Below are 21,690 nucleotides of genomic sequence, written 5' to 3'. Positions count from 1 at the left end.
CAGACCCAGCCCCGTCGGGTGCGAGTCTTACGAGCGCTGTTCGCGGCCCGTCTCGCGTCCCAGCGACCGAAGCGCATGCGCCGCAGGCGCTGCACATCAAACACAGCACTCGCGCAGATACGCCAGATCCTCCGCGAGTCCGTCGGCCGGGGTTTCCAGGACCACGGGGGCGCCCGCCGTCCGGCACACCTCGGCGAGCAGTTGCGGGTCGATGGTGCCATCGGCGAAGTTGGCGTGCCGGTCGGCGCCGGAGTCGAACTCGTCGCGGGAGGAGTTCAGGTGCACCAGGTCGATCCGTCCGGTGATCGCCTTGATCCGGTCGACGACGCCGACCAGTTCCTCACCACCCGCCCAGGCGTGGCAGGTGTCCAGGCAGAAACCGGCGCCGTAGTCGCCGACCGCGTCCCACAGCCGGGCGATGGAGTCGAAATGCCTGGCCATGGCGTGATTGCCGCCCGCGGTGTTCTCGATCAGGATCGGCACCGCGAAACCGCCCTTGTCCTGCTGCCGCTCGAACAACTTGCGCCAGTTGTCGATTCCGGTGTCCAGTTCGGCGTCGGAACGCACGTGCCCTCCATGCACCACCAGGCCGAAGGCGCCGAGTTCGGCGGCTGCCTTCGCCTGCTGCGCGACCGCGTTGCGAGAGGGCATGCGCAGCCGGTTGTTCAGGCTAGCGACGTTGATCTGATAGGAGGAATGCACCACGACCTCGATCGGGCTCGCGAGGATCTCCTCGGTCCGCGGATGCGGGGTGGGTTTGTCCCAGCTCTGCGGATCGACCACGAACATCTGGATGACGTCGGCGCCGAGCTTCTCCCCGAAACCGATCGGGTCGCTGTCGAGCCGGACATGTGCTCCAATGCGCATGCGCGCCACAGTACTGGCTGCTACCGACAACCATCGAGGTTGCGCTGCGACTGTTGCATCCCGACGGTTCGGCGAGATACATGGATAGTGTCCGCGCGATTCACTCGACAAGGGGGTGTAACGGTGTTGCAGACCGGCGATGTGTTCGCGGGCTACGTCATCAAACGCGTCCTCGGCCATGGCGGTATGGGCACCGTGTACCTGGCCCGGCATCCTCGGCTGCCCCGCATGACGGCGCTGAAGCTGCTCCAACGGGATCTGTACGCCGATGCCGACAGCCGCCGCCGATTCGAGCGCGAGGCCGATCTGGTCGCGCGGCTCGACCACCCGAACATCGTCACGGTGTTCGATCGCGGCGCGGAGGACCGGCAACTGTGGATCTCCATGCAGTACGTGCCCGGCTCGGACGCCTCCTGCGCGGACGTCGACGTGCTCGCTCCCGGACGCGCGGTGCAGATCGTGGCCGACACCGCCGCGGCGCTCGATTACGCGCACGCCAACCAGGTGCTGCACCGCGACGTGAAACCGGCCAACATCCTGCTGGCCAAGGCGCCGATCGGGCAGCCGGAGCGGGTGCTGCTCACCGATTTCGGTATCGCCGGTATCCGCGGCGCGGAGACCACGATCAGCTCGGCGGGCACGATCACTGCGACCCTCGCCTTCGGCGCGCCGGAGCAACTGATCGGTCAGCCGCTGGACGACCGCGCCGATCAGTACTCGCTGGCGTGCACGCTGTTCTGGTTGCTCACCGGCGCGCCGCCGTATCCGGGCACCAATCCGGCGGCCGTGGTCGACAACCATCTGCACGCGCCGATCCCGATGCTGAGCCGGATGCGTCCGGGCCTGCCGCCCGCGCTGGATCCGGTGCTGGCACGTGCCATGGCCAAGCGGCCCGCGGATCGCTTCACCAGTTGCGCCGAGTTCGCCGCCGCGGCCAAGCATGCCCTTCACGGATATCCCGGCGGGCACCGGGCGACACCGCTGCACGGCATCCACCCCGAAGGGCACCCGCCCGCGCCGATGCACCGGATGCCGCCCGCGCAGCCCCGTGCGAGGCCCCAACCACCTCCGCCGCCTACCCCGCGCCCGAGCTTTCCGCCGCCGCGCCGCCCCGTTCATCCCGGCCTCATCGAGTTGCCGAATCTGCCCATACGCCCGGGATCGGCGGTGCGGCCACACCAGCAACCGCCGGACCCCCGGCCCCCGCCGGGCGGGCCGGTTTCCGTCGATCGCCCGCGCGTCACCACACTCGACGACCGATAGGCGGGGGCGCGACTACTGCTATGGTTTCGATGTTTTCCGTGGTCGGGCCCATCCCGGACCGCGCGTTCTTATGCTGTACGCCTGTTCGCCGGTGGGTCCCGGCGCGCGGCGGGAAGTGGAGCAGTCATGCTGGCCAGCGGTGACGTTTTCGCCGGCTATGTCATCGAGCGGCAACTCGGGCGCGGTGGCATGGGTTCGGTATATCTGGCGAAACATCCGCGGCTGCCGCGGATGACCGCGCTGAAGCTGCTGAATCGGGAGATGTTCTTCGACAAGGAGGTGCGGGCGCGGTTCGAACGGGAGGCGGATCTGGTCGCCCAGCTCGATCACCCCAACATCGTCACGGTTTACGACCGTGGCCTCGAGGACGAGCAGCTGTGGATTTCGATGCAGTACATCGACGGCATCGACGCCGCCTCGGTGGAACCGAGATCGCTGCCGCCCGAACGCGCGGTGCAGATCATCAAGGAGACCGCCGACGCGCTGGACTACGCGCACGGCAGCGGGGTGCTGCACCGTGACGTGAAACCCGCCAACATCCTGCTGGCCCGCTCCAGCGCGGGTCGTGGTGAGCGGGTCTACCTCACCGACTTCGGCATCGCCCGGCTGCGCGACGACACCGGTCACCTCACGCAGACCGGCACCTTCACCGCGACGTTGGCCTACGCCTCGCCCGAACAGCTCACCGGCGTCTCACTCGATCACCGCTCCGACCAGTACTCGCTGGCCTGCTCGCTGTTCTGGTTGTTCACCGGCACGGGCCCTTTCTCCGCGACGAACCCCGCCGCGGTCATCCAAGGACATCTGCAAGGAGCGCCGCCCGCGCTGAGCAGTGTCCGGCCGGGACTGCCGTTCGCCCTGGACGGCGTCCTGGCCAAGGCGATGGCCAAGCGGCCCGACGACCGGTACGGCAGTTGCGCGGAGTTCGCCGCAGCCGCCAAGCAGGCGCTGACCGGGTCGAGCGCGCCATCGATGCCGGTGGTGGGCGGTCCCCGCCCGGTCACCGGTCCACCGCACCCGACCACCGGGCCGCGCCCGACCACGGGGCCGCAGATCCCGACTACCGGGTCGCCGTATCCGGTGGGCCACTACGTCAGCGGCCCGGGGCACCAGACGCACGCTCCGCATACCAGCGGGCCCACCTCGCTCGCCGCGTCGGCCGCGCCCGCACCGCCCACTCCGGTGGTGAACTCCGGGCCGCACCCGACGGCCACCAACCCCTACTCCCACCAGCAATCCGGGTTCTCCGCCTTCGGCGCCCCGCCGGCGCCGCCGCACGGTGCGCACACCTATCCCTCGGCCGGATCACCGCCCAAGAAGAACACCGGCCTGATCGTCGGTTCGGCGGTGGGCGTCGTCGTGCTGATCCTGGTTGTGCTCGGCATCATCGGCGCGACCTCGGATTCGGGGTCGAACAACGCGGGCGCCACGACCACCTCGGCGGTGAAGCCGAACCTGGTCGAGGCGACCCCGGAGTCGGTCAGCGCGGAGTTCCCGCGGATGGTGCCCGCCTCCAAGACCGAGGATGTCGGGTACAACGGCGCCGAATGCTGGCTGGCCTCATCGAGTTCGCCACCGTCGCCGTCCAAGGGCGAGCCGGATTTCGGCGACTGGGCCGCGCAGTGGCGCTGCTTCAAGGGTGGCAACAACGAGGATCCGTACTACCGCATCTACGCCTACAAGACCCCGGCCGACGTGCAGGCGGTGCTGAAGGGCCTGCCCTCCTCGGCCACCAAGTCGACGGACACCAACGGCGGAAAGTCCTACACCAACTACAAGTACGTGGACGACGGCGCCAAGATGGTCACCGCGTTCACCAGTGATCCGGATCGGACCCAATACCTGATGTACACCGACGGCTTCAGCCACACCACCATCGACGAGCTGCTGCGCTGGTGGCGCTCGGCTCCGCTGAACTGACCCGTGCTACGTACCGGTGAGGTCTTCGCGGGATACACCATCGAACGCCTGCTCGGCCGCGGCGGGATGGGATCGGTGTACCTGGCGCGGCATCCGCGGTTGCCCCGGTTGACGGCGATGAAGCTGTTGAACCCGGAGCTGTTCGACGACACGGAGATCCGTACCCGCTTCGAGCGGGAAGCCGATCTCGTCGCGCGGCTGGACCACCCGAACATCGTCCCGGTGTTCGACCGAGGCGTCGAAGGCGATCGGCTGTGGATCTCCATGCGCTACATCGACGGCACCGACGCCGCGGCGCTGGACGCATGGACGCTGTCGCCGCTGCGGGCGGTACAGATCATCGCGGAAACCGCCAAGGCGCTGGACTTCGCGCACAGCCGCGGCGTGCTGCACCGCGACGTGAAACCGGCGAACATTCTGCTCGAGCGCGGCGAGGGCGGTGAGGAGCGCGTCTTTCTCGGCGACTTCGGCATCGCCCGATTCCGGGACGACACCGGACGGCTCACCCAGACCGGGACTTTCACCGCCACACTGGCCTACGCCGCGCCGGAGCAGCTGTCCGGCGCGCCGCTGGATCACCGCGCCGACCAGTATTCGCTGGCCTGCACGCTGTTCCGGTTACTGACCGGCACCGTGCCGTTCGACGCCACCAATCCGGTGGCGGTGATCCAAGGCCACCTCAGCGCACCGCCGCCACCGGTCAGCAGGTCGCGGCACGGGTTGCCGCCGGCGCTGGACGCCGTGCTGGCCAAAGCGATGGCCAAACACGCGGCAGATCGCTTCGACTCCTGCACCGAGTTCGCCGTCGCCGCGTGGCAGGCCCTGACCGCAACCGCGGCGCCGTGGCCGCCGCCGCCCCTGCCGAACCGGCCGCCGCCGCGGACCGACGCGGAGATCCCGCAACGTCCCGCACGCGCCTATCTCGGCCCGGCACGGCGTTCCCGCTGGCACGCTTCGGTGGGCGGCTGGCTCGGTTTGCTGTTCGTGCTCGGCCTGACCGTCGTCATCGTCGCGGTCGTCTTCAGCAGCGTCAGCTCCCCCAGCTCCGCCGGACCGACGACGACCGAGCGCCCGCAGCACACCGCCGCCACCGCGCCACCGGTTACCAGGCATCCGCCGACGACCGTCTCCGCCACCACGGATCGAGCCACGATAGGCGCCCGCGCGGCCGAGCTGAGCGCCGCGTTCCCGGACATGCTGCCGGAGACCTCCGCCCAGCGCCTGGTGCACTCCGGAACCGGATACCACAAAGCGGGCTGTTTCGCCCACGCACCGGATTCCCCGGCGACGAGCGACCACGAGGACCCCGGCTTCGGCGCGTGGGTGGCGATGTGGAGCTGCTTCGGCGGGCAGAACAAGGCGTCCTTCGACTTCTACCTCTACGGCTCCCCCGCCGACGCTCAGGCGGTTCTCGATGCCTTGCCTGCCAACGATCGCGCGACCGCTACCAACGACAGCGGCCACAGCTATACGAACTACACCTTGCGCGACAGCCGAAATCTCCGGCCGCGGATGGTGACCGCGTTCTCCTCGGACCCGGGCCGCGCGGCCATGCTGATGTACAGCACCGGGTTCATCGCCACCCACGCCGAGTTCATGGACTGGTGGAAATCCGCGCCGCTGAATCGAGTTCCCGCCCGCCGAGCCTCGCGCCGGTGTTCGCGCGGTTCACCGCGGCCCCGCGGGGCCGTCCGGGCCGAGGGCTAGTCGAAGACGTAGTGGGCGAACTCATGGGTGGGATGAAAGCCCATCGACCGGTAGATCCGGTTGGCCGTGGCGTTGGCGATGTCGGCGAACAGGCAGACATCCAGGCTCTGGGCTCGCAGCAGCTTGGCGACGTGCGCGGTGACCGCACTGGCGTAACCGTGCCCGCGCGCGTCCGGCGGGGTGTAGACGGGCCCGATCCGTGACCAACCCTGGATCGGAATCTGATGGGCGGCAAGGCTCACCGGTTCCCCATCTCGTTCCCACAACCACCAGCGGCCCGTTTCCACGCGGCGCCGGATAGCGGCTTCGTCCAGCCCGGACTGCGTCCCGGACTCCTGGTTCATGGCCATCGACCAGTCTCGGCACAGCGCGACATCGGAATCCCCGGCTCGGCGGGGCGCTCCGGCCACGTCCGGGATCCGCAGCGCGCCGAGCCGGTGCAGCCGGGTGACGTACGACCGGTGGAAGCCTTTACCCCGCAGTCCGGACCAGTGCTGGGCGAAAGCGGTCGCGTCCTCGACGATGCCCTCGACGCCCGCGCTCTGGGGCACCACGTCGGCCAGCGCACGAGCCACCGCGGGAATGCCGTCGGGCGGTAGCGCGCCGAGATACACGTCACGGCCGGCCACGCGCATGGCGGCGCCGACGACCGAGCCATCCTCGCCGTGGACCGAGACGAAGCGCGATGCCTCGGAGGGGGCGTCGATGCCCGTGACGTGGTTGGCGACACTCGTGGTGATCACGGTGTGCCGCAGCGGATCGCGGAGCAGAAACGACCCCGCGACCGAGCGGAACTCGGCGGCGTCGGTGGTGATCTCGATCCTCATGCGGATCACGGTAGGCGCCTGAAGTGTTGCGCGTCCGCGTTTCTCGCGCCAGGCACCGTACCGGCCACCAGTGCGACCGGCCGGTTTCTCAGTCCGCTTCGCTGCCTCCGGCGCGGAGTTTGAGCAGGACCAGTCCCGCGGTGCACGCCAGAATGAGCCCGGCGACAGTGATTTCGACGTGCAGCCCGGCGATGCCGAGCACCGCCCCGACGAGTCCGCCGATGAAGATCAACCAGGCGAGCGTCCGCGACAGAATCGTGGACAGCGTGCGTGCCTGCTGGTTCGACGCGGGATGCTGCGCCGTTGCCGACACCGCATCCTCTGCGGCGTGGGATGAACCACGCTGCGCCGCTGTCGAGTAAGCTCCCATCATCTACTCCTCGATGACGCCGGTCAGAGAACCACTATCACGTTCTCACACAACGTGTCTCTCATCCTGAAACCGGCGTCTCACGCGTAACTTTGCTCACACACGCTACGACTCCGGGACGCCGGAAGATAGCGACACGTGCCCGCGACACGCCGAAGAGACCAATTCGATATCTGAATGAGGACCGTTTTATATGCGCCGTCCCGGCGTATACCCAGCGACCACTCGCCTCGCTCGGCCGAGCTGCCTCGAGTAAGGTGAGTCCACTCGAGACACACGAGGAGCGTCACCGATGGAGAGCAGCAGGACCAAGATCGCCGGTCCGGTAATCGCCGCCGGAGCGGTTTCCATCGGGCTGATTCTGATCGGCGCCTGCGGCGTCGGCAGACAGGACACCTACGTGCCGCCACCGCCGCTGAAGGCGGGCGAGTACGCCGAACCCGTGGTCCGCGAAAGCACTACCGGCCCGACGACACCCAAGGTCGTCATCCCGCCCTCGCCCACCTGGCGGGTAGCCCCCGCCAATCAGCAGCGGCCGACCCCGTTCGCGGGTTTCATGAGCAGCACCTCCGCCGAGCCCTCCCCGCGAAACCCACACGAGGACACTTCGCAGGCCGCTCCGCCCGAGGAACCGAGGCCACCGTCCGCCGCGCGGACGCCCACGAACGATTCGTCGGAAGAGGCGCCCCCGCAATTGCGGACGACCCCCGACGACGAAGACGAGTGACAGGCGGTGGTGCGCCACGCGCGCACCACCGCCGCACCCCTTACAGTTCGGGCAGCTCGTATTCGCCGACCCGGGAGCTGAGCACCCGCAGGTGCTCGAGTCCGCTACCGAGGGTGCGCTCGATCGCGGTCAGCCGGGCAACATAGTGGCCGACCGGGTACTCCGCGGTGACGCCGATGCCACCGTGCATCTGGATTGCCTCCTGCCCGATGTGCCGAGCCGCGCGGCCCACTTGCAGCCGTGCGCGTGAGGCGATCACCGGGTTGTCGGCCCCGTCCGCCAGCGACGCCGTGGCGTACAGGCTCATGCTGCGCGCCAGCTCCAGCGAGACGTACATGTCGGCCGCCCGCTGCGTGAGCGTCTGGAACTTCGACAGGGTGACGCCGAACTGCTTGCGCTGCTTGAGGTAATCGGCGGTCAGCCGCAACGCCTCTTCCATCGCGCCGATCGACTCCGCGCACAGGCTTGCCTGCGCGTACGTGAGCACCGACGCGATCGTCTCGGAGGCTTCGGCCTCGCCGAGCCGCTCGGCGGGCGCCTCGGTCAGTTCCAGCTGCGCGCCGCGCTGACCGTCCACCGTGCGGTAGGGCTTGCGCACCACACCCGGCGCGTCCGGCGCGACCAGGAACAGCCCCACACCGCCGTCCGGCAGCGCGGCGCTGACCACCAACTCCTCGGCGCTGTCGCCGTGCGGGACAGGGTTCTTCACACCGGTCAGCGTGTACGAATCACCCTGCACCGAAGCGGTGGTGGCCTGCTCGGTCGACGGCCAGCGCACTCCCGGCTCGGCATGGGCGAAGGCGAGCAGCTTCGTGCCCGAGGCGACCTCGGGAAGGATCCGCTGCCGCTGTTCGGCGCTGCCCGCCGCGGCGACCAGCCCGCCGGGCACCAGCACCGCGTCCAGGATCGGTTCCGGCGCGAGCCTGCGGCCCACCTCCTCGAGCACGACCATGGTCTCCACCGGACCGGCGCCGACCCCGCCGTCCTCCTCGGCGAAACTCAGGCCGAGCACGCCCAGGTCGGCGAGCTGACGCCATACGTCGCGACTCCAACCCAGTTCGGAGTCGACGACCTTCAGCCGCGATTCGGCGTCGTAGTTGCGGGTGAGCAGGTCACGGACCGTGTCGCGGAGCATGACCTGTTCATCGGTGAGATCGAAATCCATGGTGGCGCCTCACAATCCGAGGATCGTGGAGGCGATGATGGTGCGCTGCACCTCGCTGGAGCCTCCGTAGATGGTTGTCTTGCGGTAGTTCAGGTAGGCGGGGCCGCTGCGCTGCGCCCAGCCGGGCGAGGCGATGTCGCCGGAGCCCACCGGGATGGCATCCGGCCCCGCGATGTCCAGCAGCAGCTCGGTGGCTGCCTGCTGGAGCTCGGAACCGCGCAGTTTCAGCACCGAGGAGGCCGGATTCGGTTTGCCGTCCGCGGAGTTGGAGACCACCCGCAGCTGAGTGAGCTCCAGCGCGAGCAGCTCGTTCTCCAGTTCCGCGACCCGCGCCGCGAACACCGGGTCCTCCAGCAGAGTGCCGTCGCCCGACTTGATCTGCGCCGCGTACTGCTTCGCCACGCCGATCTTGACCTTGGTGCGGCCGACGCCGGTGATGCCGGTGCGCTCGTTGCCGAGCAGGAACTTCGCGTAGGTCCAGCCCATGTTCTCCTCGCCGACCAGCTGGTCGGCGGGAACCCGGACGTTCTCGAAGAAGACCTCGTTCACCTCGTACCCGCCATCGATCAGCTTGATCGGGCGGATGGTGACACCGGGCGACTTGACGTCGAACAGCAGGAACGAGATGCCCGCCTGCTTCTTCGGCGCGCTGGGGTCGGTGCGCACCAGGCAGAAGATCCAGTCCGCGTACTGGGCCAGCGTGGTCCAGATCTTCTGGCCGTTGACGATGTAGGAATCACCGTCGCGAACAGCGGTGGTGCGCAGCGAGGCCAGGTCGGAGCCCGCGTCCGGCTCGGAGAAGCCCTGGCACCACCAGATGTCCAGCGCCGCGGTGGGCGGCAGGAAACGCTCCTTGAGCTCCTGCGAGCCGAAGTGGGCGATCACCGGGCCGACCATCTGCGCGTTGAACGTCAGCGGCTCGGGCACCGACGCGAGCTGCATCTCGTCCTGCCATATGTGGCGCTGCATCGGCGTCCAGTCCTTGCCGCCCCACGCCACGGGCCAGTTCGGCACCGCGAGACCGTGGTCGTTGAGGATCTTGTGCGCGGTGACGATGTCGTCGCGGGACAGCTCACGGCCGTCCCGGACCCGCTCACGGATGTCGGCCGGGATCTCGGTCCGATAGAACGTGCGCAGTTCGTCGCGGAAGGCGACGTCGTCGGGGGACAAGGATAGTTTCATACGCATCTCCCTGCGTGTCTCGTAACTTCCGAGTCAAACCTACCCCTCGGTAATCCTCCATTGTCGACTGGATCACAACGGACAGGCGGCCGATGCCGTTCGCGACGCCGAAAAGGGCGCCGCTCCCCGGGACGGCGGTAGCGGCGAGCTGGTACGTTGCTGCACGTGGGTCGGGGCCCCACCAGGTTCGGTATCGAGGAGAACGAGTGAACGGCAGGACCATCGCACGCGCCGCGGCCGCCGCGGCATCCCTCGGCATCGGCGCGGCCCTGACCTTCTCCGCACCGGCCACCGCCGAGCAGGCCCAAGCGCCGGTGGACTCCGGCCTGGCTCATCTGACCGAAATCGCCGGCGCCGACCCGACCGCACAGGAGGGCGTGGCCGCGCTCACGCGATACGCCGGCTTGATCGACGCCGCGCACCTGCGTGAGGTCTCCAGCGTGTTCACCCCGTTCTCCTACGCCGCGCCCACCTTCGGCTGCGGCAGCAACGGGCCGATCACCACGATCATCGCGGCCGCGACCACCGACGGGACGGGCAACGGCCGCGACTTGAACGTCGGGCCCGGTGAGCTGCGGTTCAGCGCGACCCCCTCGCACTCCGGTGCGCCGCTGGCCTCCGGGCTCGTCGTCGCGTGGGTGAACGTCAACACCGGAGCCAGCGGCATCGACCCGCTCGACGATGTCACCGAGTACCGCCTGCCGTCGCTGTCCAAGACGGTCGCGAGCGGACACGGCACGGTGCTCGCCTCCATGTGGGGCATCATCGACTACCCGTTCGCACACTGTGTGATGACTCCCACCGTCGGCCTGTTCACCGTCCCGGACCACCCGGTCCCGCCGCCCGCCGCGCCTGCACCGGCGCCGGCCCCGAGTGGCTCCGGGGAACCGACCCCTTGAGAGTCGCCGCGCACACTTGCGCGGCGCCCGACCGGCCTCGAGCAGTTCGAGCCGGTCCGGACAGTGGGTAGCGGCTGGTGTGCCGCAGAGACCACGCCCGGATACCGGTCCCTGCACAGGCCTTCCCGCAACGCCGTGACTGCGTGCGACGGGCGCGCCGAGCCGCAGGAGCGCGCCCCTTACCGCAGCCCGGCGAAGAACGCGCGGATGTCCGCGACGTGCGCCTCCGGGCATTCCATGGCGACGAAGTGGTTGCCGGTGTTGCCCTCCGGCCAGTGCACGATGGTGTTGTCCCGTTCGGCCAGGCGCCGCATCAGCGCGGAGCCGCCGCCGTAGGTGCCGGTCGGCACCAGTTTCTGCCCCTTCGGCCAGGCGAATCCACCGTCACCGAGGCCGTTGTACATCGGCCAGGACGACTCGGCCACGGTGTCGGTGAACCAGTACAGGCTGATGTTGGTCAGCAGATGGTCGCGGCTGATCACGTCCTCGACGCGGTCGGCGAGCGGAGCGAACTCGGTGAACTTCTGCATCATCCAGGCGAGCAGACCCACGGGTGAGTCGGTCCAGGCGTGGGCGAAGGTCTGCGGGGCGTCGCGCAGCAGGACGTGGTGGTCCACCCCGCCGCTCATCCACTGCTGCATGAGGTCCCACTCGGCGCGTTCGTCCGGCGTCATGGTGGGCACATCCGCCTCGCTCGGCAGCCCGATCCCGCCGTCGAGGTGCACCCCGATCACCCGGTCCGGCGCGGCGATGGCGAGTTCGGGCGCCACATAGGCGCCGAGGTCGCCGCCCTGCGCGCCGAAGCGGTGATAGCCGAGCCGGTCCATCAGCGTCAGCCACATCCGGGCCACCTTTCCCGGCGTCATGCCGGGCTCACGCGGCCCTTCGGAGAACGCGAACCCCGGAATCGAGGGCACAACCACGTGGAAGGCCTGCGCCGGATCGAGTCCGTGCGCGCGGGGGTCGGCCAGCGGGCCGATGGTCTCGGTGAATTCGACGAACGAGTTCGGCCAGCCGTGGGTGAGCAGCAGCGGCGTCGCGTCCGGCTCCGGCGAACGCACATGCAGGAAATGCACGTCGAGGCCGTCGATACGCGTCTTGAACTGCGGGAACGCGTTGAGCTTCGCTTCCTGGGCACGCCAGTCGAATCCGGTCCGCCAGTACTCGGCCAGCTCGCGCAGGTAGTCGACCGGCACGCCGCGATCCCAGCCCGCGCCGGGCAGCTGGGCAGACCAGCGGGCGCGGGCGAGCCGGTCGTGCAGATCGGCCAGATCGGCCTGCGGGATCTCGATGCGGAACGGGCGGATTTCGGTCGAGCTGTCGGTCATGGCTTCGGCTCCTTGCCGGTCGGTCCTGCGGTACGACAACGACGGTAAGAGTCATCTAGGACGAACCAGGTCCTAGATGTCTGCGACTCTGGACAGCGTGAACGACACTCCCGCGCGACTGCTTCGTCTGCTGTCGCTGCTGCAGACCCCAAGGGAATGGCCGGGCAGCGAATTGGCCGAACGCCTCGGCGTCACCGACCGCACGGTGCGCCGCGACATCGACCGGTTACGCGCACTCGGCTATCCGGTGACCGCGACGCTCGGGGCGACGGGCGGGTACCGCTTGGTGGCGGGCGCGGCGATGCCGCCGCTGCTGGTGGAGGACGACGAGGCCGTCGCCATCGCGGTCGGGTTGCGCGCCGCCGCCGGCTCGGCGGTGGCCGGGATCGAAGAGGCTTCGGTCCGGGCGCTGTCCAAGGTGGAGCAGGTGCTGCCCGCGAAATTGCGGCGCCGGGTACGGGTGCTCGGCGCCGCGCTCACCCCACTCACCGGCGACGGACCCGCCGTCGACCCCGAAATGCTCGCCACGCTCGCGGCGACCGTCACCAACCGCGAGCGTGTGCGATTCGTCTACCGCGACGAGGCCGGCACGGAGACGAGGCGCAATACCGAGCCGGTGGGCCTGGTTCCCGCCCGGCGGCGCTGGTATCTGGTCGGCTACGACCTCGACCGCGCCGGCTGGCGCGTCTACCGCGTCGACCGGATCGACAGCCCGCAGCCCACCGCCGCCAGATTCACCCCGCGCCCCCTGCCCGCCGCAGACGCCGCCGCCTACGTGACCGGCCGCCGCACCGACTGGGGCACACCGGCCCTCCGGCTTCGCGTGACCATCCACGCTTCGGCCGACCGGGTCGCGGGACGCCTCGGTGACGGCCCGGACGAGGTCGTCGCGATCGATGCGAGCACGTGCCGGATCGATGTCCTACGGGACGACGCGCTGGAATGGCTGGCGCACCGGCTCCTCGGGCTGGGAGCGGAATTCCGGGTTCACGAGCCGCCGGAACTGATCGACCACGTGCGCGCCATCGCCCGCCGCGCCGAGCGTGCGATCCCCACGGACCCCGGCGACAACACCGGCACCTGAGTCGAAGCCGCGCTCAGAATATTTCGGGCAGTCACCTGACCTGGGGAGCTCCCACCTGACCACTTATGCGGGAGCACCACCGCGCAGTGGGTACGGGACAGGTCAGCGGGAAAGGTCGATTCGCAGGAGAGCGCCGGATTCGGTCGTGGCGATCAGTTGGTCCGAATGGCCGGGGACGGCGGCGACGGCGGTCAGGGGTTGAGTGCTCAGGACCGAGCAAGCGGCGCCGGTGGTGGGGTCCACGCGGACCAATTGGCCGGTAAGGGTGGTGACGTAGAGGATTCCGGCCGGGTCGATCAGGAGGTCGTCGGCGAAATCCGGCAGACCGGGCAGCCGCGAGGACAGGTCGGCGACGGTGCTGCGGGACGCGGGCGCGGTGAGCGGGATGCGCACGATGCGGCCGAGCGGGCCACCGTTGGCGGTGACGAAGAGCGTGCCGTCGTGCACCGCCGCGCCGTTGGCGGCCAGTCCGGCCAGCGGCGCTCCCCACGCGGCATCGATGGACGCGTCGGGACGGACCTTCACCACGCCGGACAAGGTCGCGACGTACAGGTTGCCGCTCGGGTCGAACGCCGCGCCGTTGGGCATCGTGAAGCCGGAGACGAAGACCTCCGGCTTCGGCACGGCCGCCGCCGGATCGAACCGGATCACGCCGCCGGGACGGACGACACTGACCGGCGCGTCGCCGTAGACGACGTACAGCAGTCCGTCGGGACCGAGCCGGACCGCGCCGGGGAACTCCACCGCGACGGTGGCGGTCAGCGCGCCCGAGGCGTCGTAGCGCTGGACCTCGTTGCGGTAGAGCCGGGAGACCCACAGGTTGCCCTGGGCGTCGTACCCGAGGTTCTCCGACCAGTCGAGCACGGGCGCCTGCGCCGGAACCGCCGTGACCGCCGAGGCGGGGTCGCAGGCGGCGACCGGCGGCGTGGCGGCTGCGACCGGCGCGAGTGCGCCGGTGAAGGCCAGCGCCGCGGCGGGCAAGAGAAAGGCGCCTCGACGGCGGAGTCTTCGCAACGCGGGCACCTCGGGCTCGGTCTGGGTGGTCGCCGCGCATCTTAACTGTTCTCGACACGAAATCGTGCGGTCCCATTCGGGAGGCGATCTTTGGCACTATCGGTGCATGCCATTTTTCGACGGCAGGCGCGGCCGGATGCACTATCGGCGGTGGCCGATCGAAAGTCCCCTGTACACCGTGGTTCTGCTGCCCGGAACCGGTCAGCACAGCAGCCACTACCACCGGTTCGCCCGCGCGTTGAAACCCGCGGGGGCGGAGGTGTGGGCCTTGGACACCTCCGGGCACGGGTTGAGCGAGGGCGATCCGCACCGGCCCGGCACCCTGGCCGAGCTGGTGGCGGACGCGGTGCGGCTGGTCGAGTTGGCCGGTACCGGCCTACCGCTGATCCTGATGGGCCACTCGCTCGGCGCGGTCACCGCGCTGGGCATACTCGGCGCTGCGGTGCCGGATTCGTCCGTTGCCACCTCGGATTCGATGGTTCTGGAGCGCGACTACCCGCTGCGGCCCGCCTTGCCCGTGCACACGCTGGCGGGCCTGGTGCTGTCGGGCGTCCCGCCGCGCGCGCTGGGCGGCGGTGCGCCCGGCGCGCCGGGAACGCCGCTGCCGCGCGAACTTCCGGTGCTGGCCGTGCACGGCGTAGACGACCGGCGCGCGCCGATCGATGCGATCAGGGTCTGGACTAGCCGCCACGAATCGGTAGATTTACGGCAGTACACCGACGCAGGGCACGACCTGCTGCACGAGCCGGTGCACGCGCGGGTCACTGCCGACATCGCGGATTGGATGCAGGGTGTCGTCGTGGGGTTGGCACGACATCCGTGAACCGCTCTTCGGACGAGGAAGGGGGACGGCGCATATGCCATCGCAGGAGAACGGGTTCGGCGGAGAGCCACCCGCGGAGGTCACCGCACCCGATGTCGATATCGCCGCGCTGAACCGAGCGGTCGACGACGGCTCACTGTGGATCGACGGCCTGCTGGTCGCCGACGGCGCGCACGAACGATGCGCCCGCCAGTACGAGCTGCTCGCCGATCGGGTCGAGGAACAGATCCGCGTCCTGAGCGCCGCCACCTCGCTGCCCGGCTTCGGCGGATTCGCCTCCGGCGACGCGCTGCGCGCCGGTTTCGAACGCAAGGCCGACGGCGCGATCGCGCGGCTGAGCGAATACGCCACCGCGGCACGGGAACTCGCCCAGACCTTCCGCGCCGCGGCCGCCGCCTACCAGCAGGCCGACCAGGCGCTCGCGCTGGCGGTCGAACGGATCGACGTGACGGGAGCCGCGCATGCGTGAGATGCCGCGCGCCGGCGAGCGGGCCACCCACCGGCGCACCGACCCCGCTTACGCGCCGAACGTCGAGATGTTCGACAACCTCACACACACGGAGATCCACGCCAAGGTACAGCTGCTGGATCCGGCGGTGCTCGCGGGCGGCAAGCAGGCCTGGAGCGATGCCGCGGCGCACCTCGCCGACGCCATATTCCAAGCGCACACCGGCATCCGCGCGGCCATCGCCGACGGCTGGCGCGGCTCCGCGGCGAAGAACGCGGACGCGGTGGTGCGCGTGTTCGAGCAGAGCGGTCAAGACCTCGCCGACGTGTTCGCGGTGGTCTCCCAGCGCCTCGGGCAGGCGAGCGACGCGGCGGAAGCGCTGCGGGCCGCAGTGTCCGAGCCTTCGGCGGACGCACCGGATCTGGCGGGAGCGCTGCTGGATCCGTCCCGCGCGACGAGCAATGTCGAGGGGCAGAAGGCCAGCGAGCACGCACGCCAGGACGTCGTGCGCGCGATGAACGACATCTACGCGGGCGTATTCGTCCAGACCGGCACCGACGTGCCCGCCTTCCCCGACGAGACGGACCAGCAGGCAGCCACAGCGCCCACCGCCACACCCACGAGCAAGATCACCGGAACCACTCCGGCCGCGCCGGACGCACCGCCGATGCCGCTCGGCACGCACCCGCAGGAGCCGAGCGGGGCGGCGGAGCAGCACGTCAGCGCTGCGCCCGCCGATCAGACACCCACCACGGACAGCCCCGAGACCTCCGCCGCCGCTGTCACACCCGCGGGCGCCACGGTCCCGGGCGAAATACCGGCGTCCACCGCGCCCGGGGTCGCACCCGCCGCGGCCCCGCTTCCGACGGTGGCGGCCGCCTCCGTTCTGCGCACCGCGCCGTCCGCGAGCGCGTCGGGGCCGACCACCACGCCCGCGTCGGCCGGCCAGCCGACGATCGTGCCGACGGTGCCCGGCGTGGGCGGCCAGGTTCCGCCCGAGGAACAGCGCAAGCGCGACGAGCGGCGCAAGAACGACGACAGCGGCGACGCGGCGGTCACCGGTCTCGGCGCCGGCGCGATGGGCGGTCTGATGGGCGGTGCGCTGGCCGCCGTCGACACCCCGCGCGCCGGTTCGAGCGTGGCCGCGGGCGCGGCGACCGCACGCACGGCGCCGATCGATGACGAGGACGACGAATACGACCTCGACGATCTCACCTTCCTCGAGCCCTCCGACGACGGCGGCGAACTCATCGGGTCACTCGATCCGACCACGCCACCCGTGCTCGGTGAGTGGACCGAGTACGAGTGAACTGGACGCTGACCCCGGACCAGTTCGCGCTGGCCTGGTCACGCACCGACGGTGATCGCATCCCATATCCACTCGCCGTGCGCCTGTCGGCGCGCGACACCGGCGAACGCGCCGCGCAACTTCCGGCGCTCGATCGCTGGTGCGATCAGGTACTGGACGCGGACCTGGAAGCGGCGCTACGCGTTCTCGCGCAGCCGGACCTGCGGATCGAGGTGTTCGGTCAGCGCGACGCGGCGCCCGACCCGGCACCGTGCGGGAACGGCGGGCCGCTCGTCCTCCCTACGGCGCAGAGCGAGGTGGCACGCCCGATCCGCATCCTCGGAGCCGCCGCCGGGAACATCGCGGTGGTCGCGGCGCAACGCTCCGGCGCGACGATCGACCGCGGCGGCGACGTGCGATTGTTCGCGGGCAGCTCCAAAAGCCTCTGCGCACGGATCGTCTCGATGCTTCCGGAGAACACCCCGGGCACTCTCCCGCGGCTGACCGCTCCCCTGGCCCAGGTCGGCGAGGACAGCCGCAACCTGGTCACCGTTCCGGTCGCCGGGCCGTCCACTCCGGCCCGGATCCGCAGACTGCTCAAGCAACCGCGTGAAGGCATCGGCCAGATGGTGGTCTCCGCCCGCCGCGGCGAGGGCGAGCTGCGTCCGTTCGGCGTGCTGTGCTGGATCGACGTCATCGCCGATGGCCGCTACGCGATACGAACCGGCACCGACGTCGACGTCGTCGCGGTGACCGCGGAAAGCCTCGCCGCCCACCTGCGCCCGCTCGTCACCGCGGCCGCCCGCACGTCGACGGCCTACGCCGGGCATTGAACGGCACGGCGGGTCACCGCGGGTGTGGGGCCTGCGCACCACCGATACGGTGTACGAATGCCACTCTACGAATTCGAAGGCAAACGGCCGCAGGTCGATCCGACGGCGTTCGTCGCACCGACGGCGACCCTGATAGGTGACGTCCGGGTCGAGGCGGGTGCCTCGATCTGGTACGGCGCGGTGCTGCGCGCGGACCTGGCGCCGATCGTCATCCGGGAACGCGCCAACATCCAGGACAACGCGGTGCTGCACGTGCCGCCGGACGTGCCGATGGAGATCGGTCCCGGCGCGACGATCGCGCACAGCGTGGTGTTCCACGGGGCCGCGGTGGGCGCGGAGGCCATCGTCGGCAACGGGACCACGGTGCTGGACCTGGCCAAGATCGGGGCGGGCAGCATGATCGCCGCCCACTCGCTGGTCCCGCCGGGCGCCGAGATCCCCGACGGCGTGCTCGCGGCCGGAGCCCCCGCCGAGGTGAAACGCCCGATCGAGGGCACCCAGGCGCAGATGTGGGTGCGGCTCAACCCGGGCTTCTACGCCGAACTGGCACAGCGCCACCGCAAGGGCATCGCCGAGATCTGACCGCCGTCAGCACAGCAGCGCGGTGACCTCGGCGTCCTCCAACTGGTGGAAATCACGGTAGGCGCCGCCGACGCCGCCCAGCGAGCGCGGCACCCACGGGCAGACCACCTCGTCGGCCTCGTCGGCGACCCGGCGCATCGCCTCCGTGGAGGAGACCGGGACCGCGGCCACGACAAGTGCGGGCTCGTGCAGCCGCGCGACCCGGCAGGCGACCACGACGGTGGCGCCGGTCGCCATGCCGTCGTCGACGATCACCACCGTGCGCCCCGCCAGCGGGATCGGGCGCACCGCGCCGCGCAGCACCTGCCTGCGCCGCTCCAGCTCGGTGCGCTCCCGCGCCTCGATCGAGTCCACCCGCTTCGGGGACAACCCGGTGTGCGCCAACACGTCCGGATTCAGGACCCGCACCCCGTCCTCCCCGACGGCGCCCATCGCCAGCTCCGGCTGCCACGGCACACCCAGCTTGCGGACCAGCAGGATGTCGAGGTCGCCGCCGATCACCTCGCGCACCGCGGCGGCCACCGGCACTCCGCCGCGCGGTAGACCGAGCACCAGCGGGTTCGACGCGCGTAGGTGTTCCAGATGCGCACCCAGCGCGTGACCGGCCGAGGTCCGATCGGTGTAGACCATCGATTCCGAACGCTACTCCGGTCCGCGCTCGGTGATCGCGAATCGACGCAACGCGAGGCTCGGGTTGTTCGTGCGCACCTCGTTCAGGTACGCCAGGTCGATTCCGGCGGTCAGCACGCCCGGCTCGTCGCCGAGTTCGGCGAGCACCGAGCCGGTCGGATCCACGATCATCGACGCTCCCGCGCCCCGCGGCGCGGCCTGATCGGCGGCCGCGACGTACACGGTGTTCTCGATGGCGCGCGCCCGCAGCAGCGTGGTCCACTGATCGACCTTGGCCGGTCCCGGAATCCATTGGGCGGGCAACAGCAGCACCTGCGCGCCCGCCGCGGCGACCCGGCGCGCGCCTTCCGGGAAGCGCAGATCGAAGCAGGTCTGCATGCCGAATGTCACATCGGCGACCGTGAAGGTGGCCGGAGCCTCGATCGCGCCCGGCTCGACCACGTCGGATTCGAGGTGGCCGAACGCGTCGTAGAGGTGCACCTTCCGATAGCGGGTGACGAGGGAGCCGTCGGGGCCGAGCACTACCAGCGTGTTGCGGATGCGGTCGCTGCCCGGCGCGACCTGCTCCACCATTCCGGCGACCAGGAACACTTCGGACTCGCGCGCGATATCGGCGAGACCGGTGACGAATGGGCCGGTCAACGGTTCGGCGACGGCGACGACCCGCTCGTCGAGGCGGGTCACGGCGAACATCGAGTATTCCGGCGCGACGACCACGCGCGCGCCGCGCTCGCGGGCCGTGCGCACGTGTCGCGCGACCGCGGCGACGTTGGCCGATGGGTCGGTGGAGGGGGCGAACTGGACGACCGCCACGTCCAGCCGATTCGGCGTCGCGTCTCGATGCGCGGGCGCGTTGTCCAGTTGCATAGGTCTCACCGTATTGGGGCGGTGACCGGGACGGCCAGCACGAGGCAGTAAACTCCTGGTCAATGAGCACCAATCAGGTCGACAGCGTTCCTGGCGACAACGACAGGGACATTGACGGCCCGTCTTTCGCCGATCTGGGGATCGATGACCGCATCCTGGCGGCCATCGCCGATGTCGGATACGAATCGCCCTCGCCGATCCAGGCCGCGACGATTCCGCCGTTGCTCTCCGGCGCCGACGTCGTCGGTCTCGCGCAGACCGGCACCGGCAAGACCGCCGCGTTCGCCATCCCGATCCTTATGGGGTTGCAGCCCACGGGCCGCAGCCCGCGCGCCCTCGTGCTCGCGCCGACTCGTGAACTCGCGATCCAGGTCGCCGAGGCGTTCGGCCGCTACGCCGCGCACATCCCCGGCCTGCACGTACTGCCCATCTACGGCGGGCAGAGCTACGGCGTGCAGTTGTCCGGCTTGCGCCGCGGCGCGCACGTCGTGGTCGGCACGCCGGGCCGGGTGATCGACCACCTGGAGAAGGGCACGCTCGACCTGTCGCAGCTGCAGTACCTGGTGCTCGACGAAGCCGACGAGATGCTGAAGATGGGCTTCCAGGAAGACGTCGAGCGCATCCTCGCCGATACGCCCACCGACAAGCAGGTGGCGCTGTTCTCCGCGACCATGCCCGCCGCGATCCGCAAGATTTCCAAGCAGTACCTGCACGATCCGGTCGAGATCACGGTCAAGGCGAAGACCTCGACGGCCACCAACATCACCCAGCGCTGGGTGCAGGTCTCCCACCAGCGCAAGCTGGACGCGCTCACCCGGGTGCTCGAGGTCGAGTCGTTCGAGGCGATGATCATCTTCGTCCGTACCAAGCAGGCCACCGAGGAGCTCGCCGAGAAGCTGCGCGCCAGGGGATTCTCCGCCGCCGCGATCAACGGCGATATCGCGCAGAACCAGCGCGAGCGCACCATCGGGCAGCTGAAGTCCGGTGCGCTCGATATCCTGGTAGCCACCGACGTCGCCGCACGCGGGCTGGACGTGGACCGCATCTCGCACGTGGTCAACTACGACATCCCGCACGACACCGAGTCCTACGTGCACCGGATCGGCCGCACCGGCCGGGCCGGGCGCAGCGGCGAGGCGCTGTTGTTCGTCGCGCCGCGCGAGCGACACCTGCTCAAGTCGATCGAGCGGGCCACCCGGCACCCGCTGACCGAGATGCAGCTGCCCAGCGTGGAGGACGTCAACGCCCAGCGCGTCACCAAGTTCGGCGACACCATCACCGAGAACCTCGCCTCCTCCAATCTCGCGCTGTTCCGCAAGCTGATCGAGGACTACGAGCGCGAGCACAACATCCCGCTGGCCGACATCGCCGCGGCGCTGGCCATCGGCTCCTACGACGGCGACAACTTCTTCATGGAACCCGAGCCGGAGCCGGTCGAGCGCCCGCAGCGCGACCGCGCGCCGCGCGAACGTCCCCCACGGCGGTTCGAGGAGGAGCGCCAGGCCGGCGGCACGCACCACCGGGCGACCGGAACCGAGCTGGCGACCTACCGGATCAGCGTCGGTAAGCGGCATCGCGTGGTGCCGGGCGCGATCGTCGGCGCCATCGCCAACGAAGGCGGCCTGCGCCGCAGCGACTTCGGGCACATCAGCATCCGTCCCGACCACAGCTTGGTGGAGCTGCCCGCGCAGCTGCCGGAGGAAACGCTGGAGGCGTTGCGGCGCACGAGGATCAGTGGTGTGCTCATCCAGCTGCAACTGGATCAGGGGCCGCCGCAGCAGCGCCCGTTCAGCCGCGGTCCGCGCCGTGAACGCGAAGGCGTCAAGCGACTGGAGCGCCGTAAGCCGCGTTCCTGATCCGGGGAGG

21 protein-coding genes are annotated in these 21,690 nt (G+C 70.0%); 12 read left to right on the top strand and 9 right to left on the bottom strand.

Annotation, left to right across the window (positions count from 1 at the left end; translation table 11 throughout):
- Positions 1-96 precede the first annotated feature (96 nt).
- The gene (locus M8859_RS23200; RefSeq protein WP_159920520.1) at positions 97-867 is read right to left on the bottom strand and encodes a deoxyribonuclease IV; all 771 of its coding nucleotides are present in this window, start codon (positions 865-867) and stop codon (positions 97-99) included.
- Between the two features lie 123 nt (positions 868-990).
- Here M8859_RS23200 and M8859_RS23195 point away from each other — a divergent pair, with 123 nt between their 5' ends.
- The 3 genes from M8859_RS23195 to M8859_RS23185 all read left to right on the top strand — a co-directional run bounded on the left by M8859_RS23195 (position 991) and on the right by M8859_RS23185 (position 5,757).
- On the top strand, positions 991-2,130 hold the full coding sequence (locus M8859_RS23195; RefSeq protein ID WP_236565278.1) for a serine/threonine-protein kinase: 1,140 nt from the start codon (positions 991-993) through the stop codon (positions 2,128-2,130).
- A gap of 126 nt (positions 2,131-2,256) precedes the next feature.
- Complete coding sequence (locus tag M8859_RS23190; RefSeq protein WP_195140938.1) at positions 2,257-4,050, top strand: serine/threonine-protein kinase; 1,794 nt, start codon at positions 2,257-2,259, stop codon at positions 4,048-4,050.
- Between the two features lie 3 nt (positions 4,051-4,053).
- Positions 4,054-5,757, top strand: coding sequence for a serine/threonine-protein kinase (locus tag M8859_RS23185; RefSeq protein ID WP_308221225.1), 1,704 nt, complete (start codon positions 4,054-4,056; stop codon positions 5,755-5,757).
- Here M8859_RS23185 and M8859_RS23180 read toward each other — a convergent pair.
- Together M8859_RS23180 and M8859_RS23175 are read right to left on the bottom strand one after the other, a co-directional pair.
- A complete protein-coding gene (locus M8859_RS23180) occupies positions 5,754-6,584 on the bottom strand; it encodes a GNAT family N-acetyltransferase (protein ID WP_195069523.1) in 831 nt (276 codons plus the stop codon). The genes M8859_RS23185 and M8859_RS23180 overlap by 4 nt on opposite strands.
- 88 nt (positions 6,585-6,672) lie before the next feature.
- A complete protein-coding gene (locus M8859_RS23175; protein ID WP_159989276.1) occupies positions 6,673-6,954 on the bottom strand; it encodes a hypothetical protein in 282 nt (93 codons plus the stop codon).
- 292 nt (positions 6,955-7,246) lie between these two features.
- Between M8859_RS23175 and M8859_RS23170 the strand changes: the two genes are divergently transcribed.
- Positions 7,247-7,681, top strand: a complete 435-nt coding sequence (locus M8859_RS23170) for a hypothetical protein (RefSeq protein WP_195069524.1) — start codon at positions 7,247-7,249, stop codon at positions 7,679-7,681.
- 40 nt (positions 7,682-7,721) lie between these two features.
- Here M8859_RS23170 and M8859_RS23165 read toward each other — a convergent pair whose 3' ends face one another.
- Both M8859_RS23165 and M8859_RS23160 read right to left on the bottom strand, forming a co-directional pair.
- Positions 7,722-8,846 (bottom strand): acyl-CoA dehydrogenase family protein, encoded by a 1,125-nt coding sequence (locus M8859_RS23165; RefSeq protein ID WP_249644811.1) that lies wholly within the window; start codon positions 8,844-8,846, stop codon positions 7,722-7,724.
- Positions 8,847-8,855: 9 nt separating this feature from the next.
- Positions 8,856-10,028 (bottom strand): acyl-CoA dehydrogenase family protein, encoded by a 1,173-nt coding sequence (locus M8859_RS23160; protein ID WP_195069525.1) that lies wholly within the window; start codon positions 10,026-10,028, stop codon positions 8,856-8,858.
- Positions 10,029-10,234: 206 nt separating this feature from the next.
- Here M8859_RS23160 and M8859_RS23155 point away from each other — a divergent pair, with 206 nt between their 5' ends.
- Complete coding sequence (locus tag M8859_RS23155) at positions 10,235-10,927, top strand: hypothetical protein (RefSeq protein ID WP_249644810.1); 693 nt, start codon at positions 10,235-10,237, stop codon at positions 10,925-10,927.
- Positions 10,928-11,106: 179 nt separating this feature from the next.
- On the opposite strand, the gene M8859_RS23150 is transcribed toward M8859_RS23155, so the two are convergent.
- On the bottom strand, positions 11,107-12,255 hold the full coding sequence (locus tag M8859_RS23150; protein WP_159920502.1) for an epoxide hydrolase family protein: 1,149 nt from the start codon (positions 12,253-12,255) through the stop codon (positions 11,107-11,109).
- Positions 12,256-12,352: 97 nt separating this feature from the next.
- Here M8859_RS23150 and M8859_RS23145 point away from each other — a divergent pair, with 97 nt between their 5' ends.
- Complete coding sequence (locus tag M8859_RS23145; RefSeq protein WP_249644809.1) at positions 12,353-13,339, top strand: helix-turn-helix transcriptional regulator; 987 nt, start codon at positions 12,353-12,355, stop codon at positions 13,337-13,339.
- Positions 13,340-13,441: 102 nt separating this feature from the next.
- Here M8859_RS23145 and M8859_RS23140 read toward each other — a convergent pair whose 3' ends face one another.
- Positions 13,442-14,353, bottom strand: a complete 912-nt coding sequence (locus tag M8859_RS23140) for an SMP-30/gluconolactonase/LRE family protein (protein WP_249644808.1) — start codon at positions 14,351-14,353, stop codon at positions 13,442-13,444.
- A 106-nt stretch (positions 14,354-14,459) separates the two neighbouring features.
- Between M8859_RS23140 and M8859_RS23135 the strand changes: the two genes are divergently transcribed.
- Genes M8859_RS23135 through M8859_RS23115 form a run of 5 tightly spaced genes read left to right on the top strand, consistent with a single transcriptional unit; the run spans position 14,460 to position 18,327 of the window.
- A complete protein-coding gene (locus tag M8859_RS23135; protein ID WP_223521006.1) occupies positions 14,460-15,176 on the top strand; it encodes an alpha/beta hydrolase in 717 nt (238 codons plus the stop codon).
- A 34-nt stretch (positions 15,177-15,210) separates the two neighbouring features.
- Positions 15,211-15,645, top strand: coding sequence for a hypothetical protein (locus tag M8859_RS23130; protein ID WP_159920494.1), 435 nt, complete (start codon positions 15,211-15,213; stop codon positions 15,643-15,645).
- Positions 15,638-16,933: a WXG100 family type VII secretion target gene (locus M8859_RS23125; RefSeq protein WP_159920492.1), complete on the top strand. Its 1,296-nt coding sequence runs from the start codon at positions 15,638-15,640 to the stop codon at positions 16,931-16,933. Before M8859_RS23130 ends, M8859_RS23125 begins: the two co-directional genes overlap by 8 nt.
- Positions 16,930-17,745 carry an ESX secretion-associated protein EspG gene (locus M8859_RS23120; protein ID WP_159920490.1) on the top strand — a complete coding sequence of 272 codons (816 nt, stop codon included), beginning with the start codon at positions 16,930-16,932 and terminating at the stop codon, positions 17,743-17,745. Before M8859_RS23125 ends, M8859_RS23120 begins: the two co-directional genes overlap by 4 nt.
- A 57-nt stretch (positions 17,746-17,802) precedes the next feature.
- Entirely contained in the window at positions 17,803-18,327 is a 525-nt protein-coding gene (locus M8859_RS23115; RefSeq protein ID WP_159920488.1) for a gamma carbonic anhydrase family protein, read from the top strand.
- A gap of 6 nt (positions 18,328-18,333) precedes the next feature.
- Here the strand turns inward: M8859_RS23115 and M8859_RS23110 are convergent, their stop codons facing one another.
- Both M8859_RS23110 and M8859_RS23105 read right to left on the bottom strand, forming a co-directional pair.
- Positions 18,334-18,957: a phosphoribosyltransferase gene (locus M8859_RS23110; RefSeq protein ID WP_159920486.1), complete on the bottom strand. Its 624-nt coding sequence runs from the start codon at positions 18,955-18,957 to the stop codon at positions 18,334-18,336.
- Between the two features lie 12 nt (positions 18,958-18,969).
- Positions 18,970-19,824, bottom strand: a complete 855-nt coding sequence (locus M8859_RS23105; protein ID WP_223520998.1) for a carbon-nitrogen hydrolase family protein — start codon at positions 19,822-19,824, stop codon at positions 18,970-18,972.
- A 62-nt stretch (positions 19,825-19,886) separates the two neighbouring features.
- Here M8859_RS23105 and M8859_RS23100 point away from each other — a divergent pair, with 62 nt between their 5' ends.
- A complete protein-coding gene (locus M8859_RS23100) occupies positions 19,887-21,680 on the top strand; it encodes a DEAD/DEAH box helicase (protein WP_159920482.1) in 1,794 nt (597 codons plus the stop codon).
- Positions 21,681-21,690: the final 10 nt, after the last annotated feature.

The organism is Nocardia sputi (assembly GCF_023501985.1).
Note: the sequence above shows the minus strand (reverse complement) of the source record. Positions and strands in the feature narration are given on the sequence as shown.

Excerpts from the sequence above, each read along its gene's own strand:
- M8859_RS23160 (WP_195069525.1), bottom strand. The coding sequence starts at position 10,028 with ATGAAACTATCCTTGTCCCCCGACGACGTCGCCTTCCGCGACGAACTG.
- M8859_RS23100 (WP_159920482.1), top strand. The coding sequence starts at position 19,887 with ATGAGCACCAATCAGGTCGACAGCGTTCCTGGCGACAACGACAGGGAC.
- M8859_RS23175 (WP_159989276.1), bottom strand. The coding sequence starts at position 6,954 with ATGGGAGCTTACTCGACAGCGGCGCAGCGTGGTTCATCCCACGCCGCA.
- M8859_RS23135 (WP_223521006.1), top strand. The coding sequence starts at position 14,460 with ATGCCATTTTTCGACGGCAGGCGCGGCCGGATGCACTATCGGCGGTGG.
- M8859_RS23180 (WP_195069523.1), bottom strand. The coding sequence starts at position 6,584 with ATGAGGATCGAGATCACCACCGACGCCGCCGAGTTCCGCTCGGTCGCG.
- M8859_RS23130 (WP_159920494.1), top strand. The coding sequence starts at position 15,211 with ATGCCATCGCAGGAGAACGGGTTCGGCGGAGAGCCACCCGCGGAGGTC.
- M8859_RS23170 (WP_195069524.1), top strand. The coding sequence starts at position 7,247 with ATGGAGAGCAGCAGGACCAAGATCGCCGGTCCGGTAATCGCCGCCGGA.
- M8859_RS23200 (WP_159920520.1), bottom strand. The coding sequence starts at position 867 with ATGCGCATTGGAGCACATGTCCGGCTCGACAGCGACCCGATCGGTTTC.
- M8859_RS23125 (WP_159920492.1), top strand. The coding sequence starts at position 15,638 with ATGCGTGAGATGCCGCGCGCCGGCGAGCGGGCCACCCACCGGCGCACC.
- M8859_RS23110 (WP_159920486.1), bottom strand. The coding sequence starts at position 18,957 with ATGGTCTACACCGATCGGACCTCGGCCGGTCACGCGCTGGGTGCGCAT.
- M8859_RS23190 (WP_195140938.1), top strand. The coding sequence starts at position 2,257 with ATGCTGGCCAGCGGTGACGTTTTCGCCGGCTATGTCATCGAGCGGCAA.
- M8859_RS23105 (WP_223520998.1), bottom strand. The coding sequence starts at position 19,824 with ATGCAACTGGACAACGCGCCCGCGCATCGAGACGCGACGCCGAATCGG.
- M8859_RS23165 (WP_249644811.1), bottom strand. The coding sequence starts at position 8,846 with ATGGATTTCGATCTCACCGATGAACAGGTCATGCTCCGCGACACGGTC.
- M8859_RS23115 (WP_159920488.1), top strand. The coding sequence starts at position 17,803 with ATGCCACTCTACGAATTCGAAGGCAAACGGCCGCAGGTCGATCCGACG.
- M8859_RS23150 (WP_159920502.1), bottom strand. The coding sequence starts at position 12,255 with ATGACCGACAGCTCGACCGAAATCCGCCCGTTCCGCATCGAGATCCCG.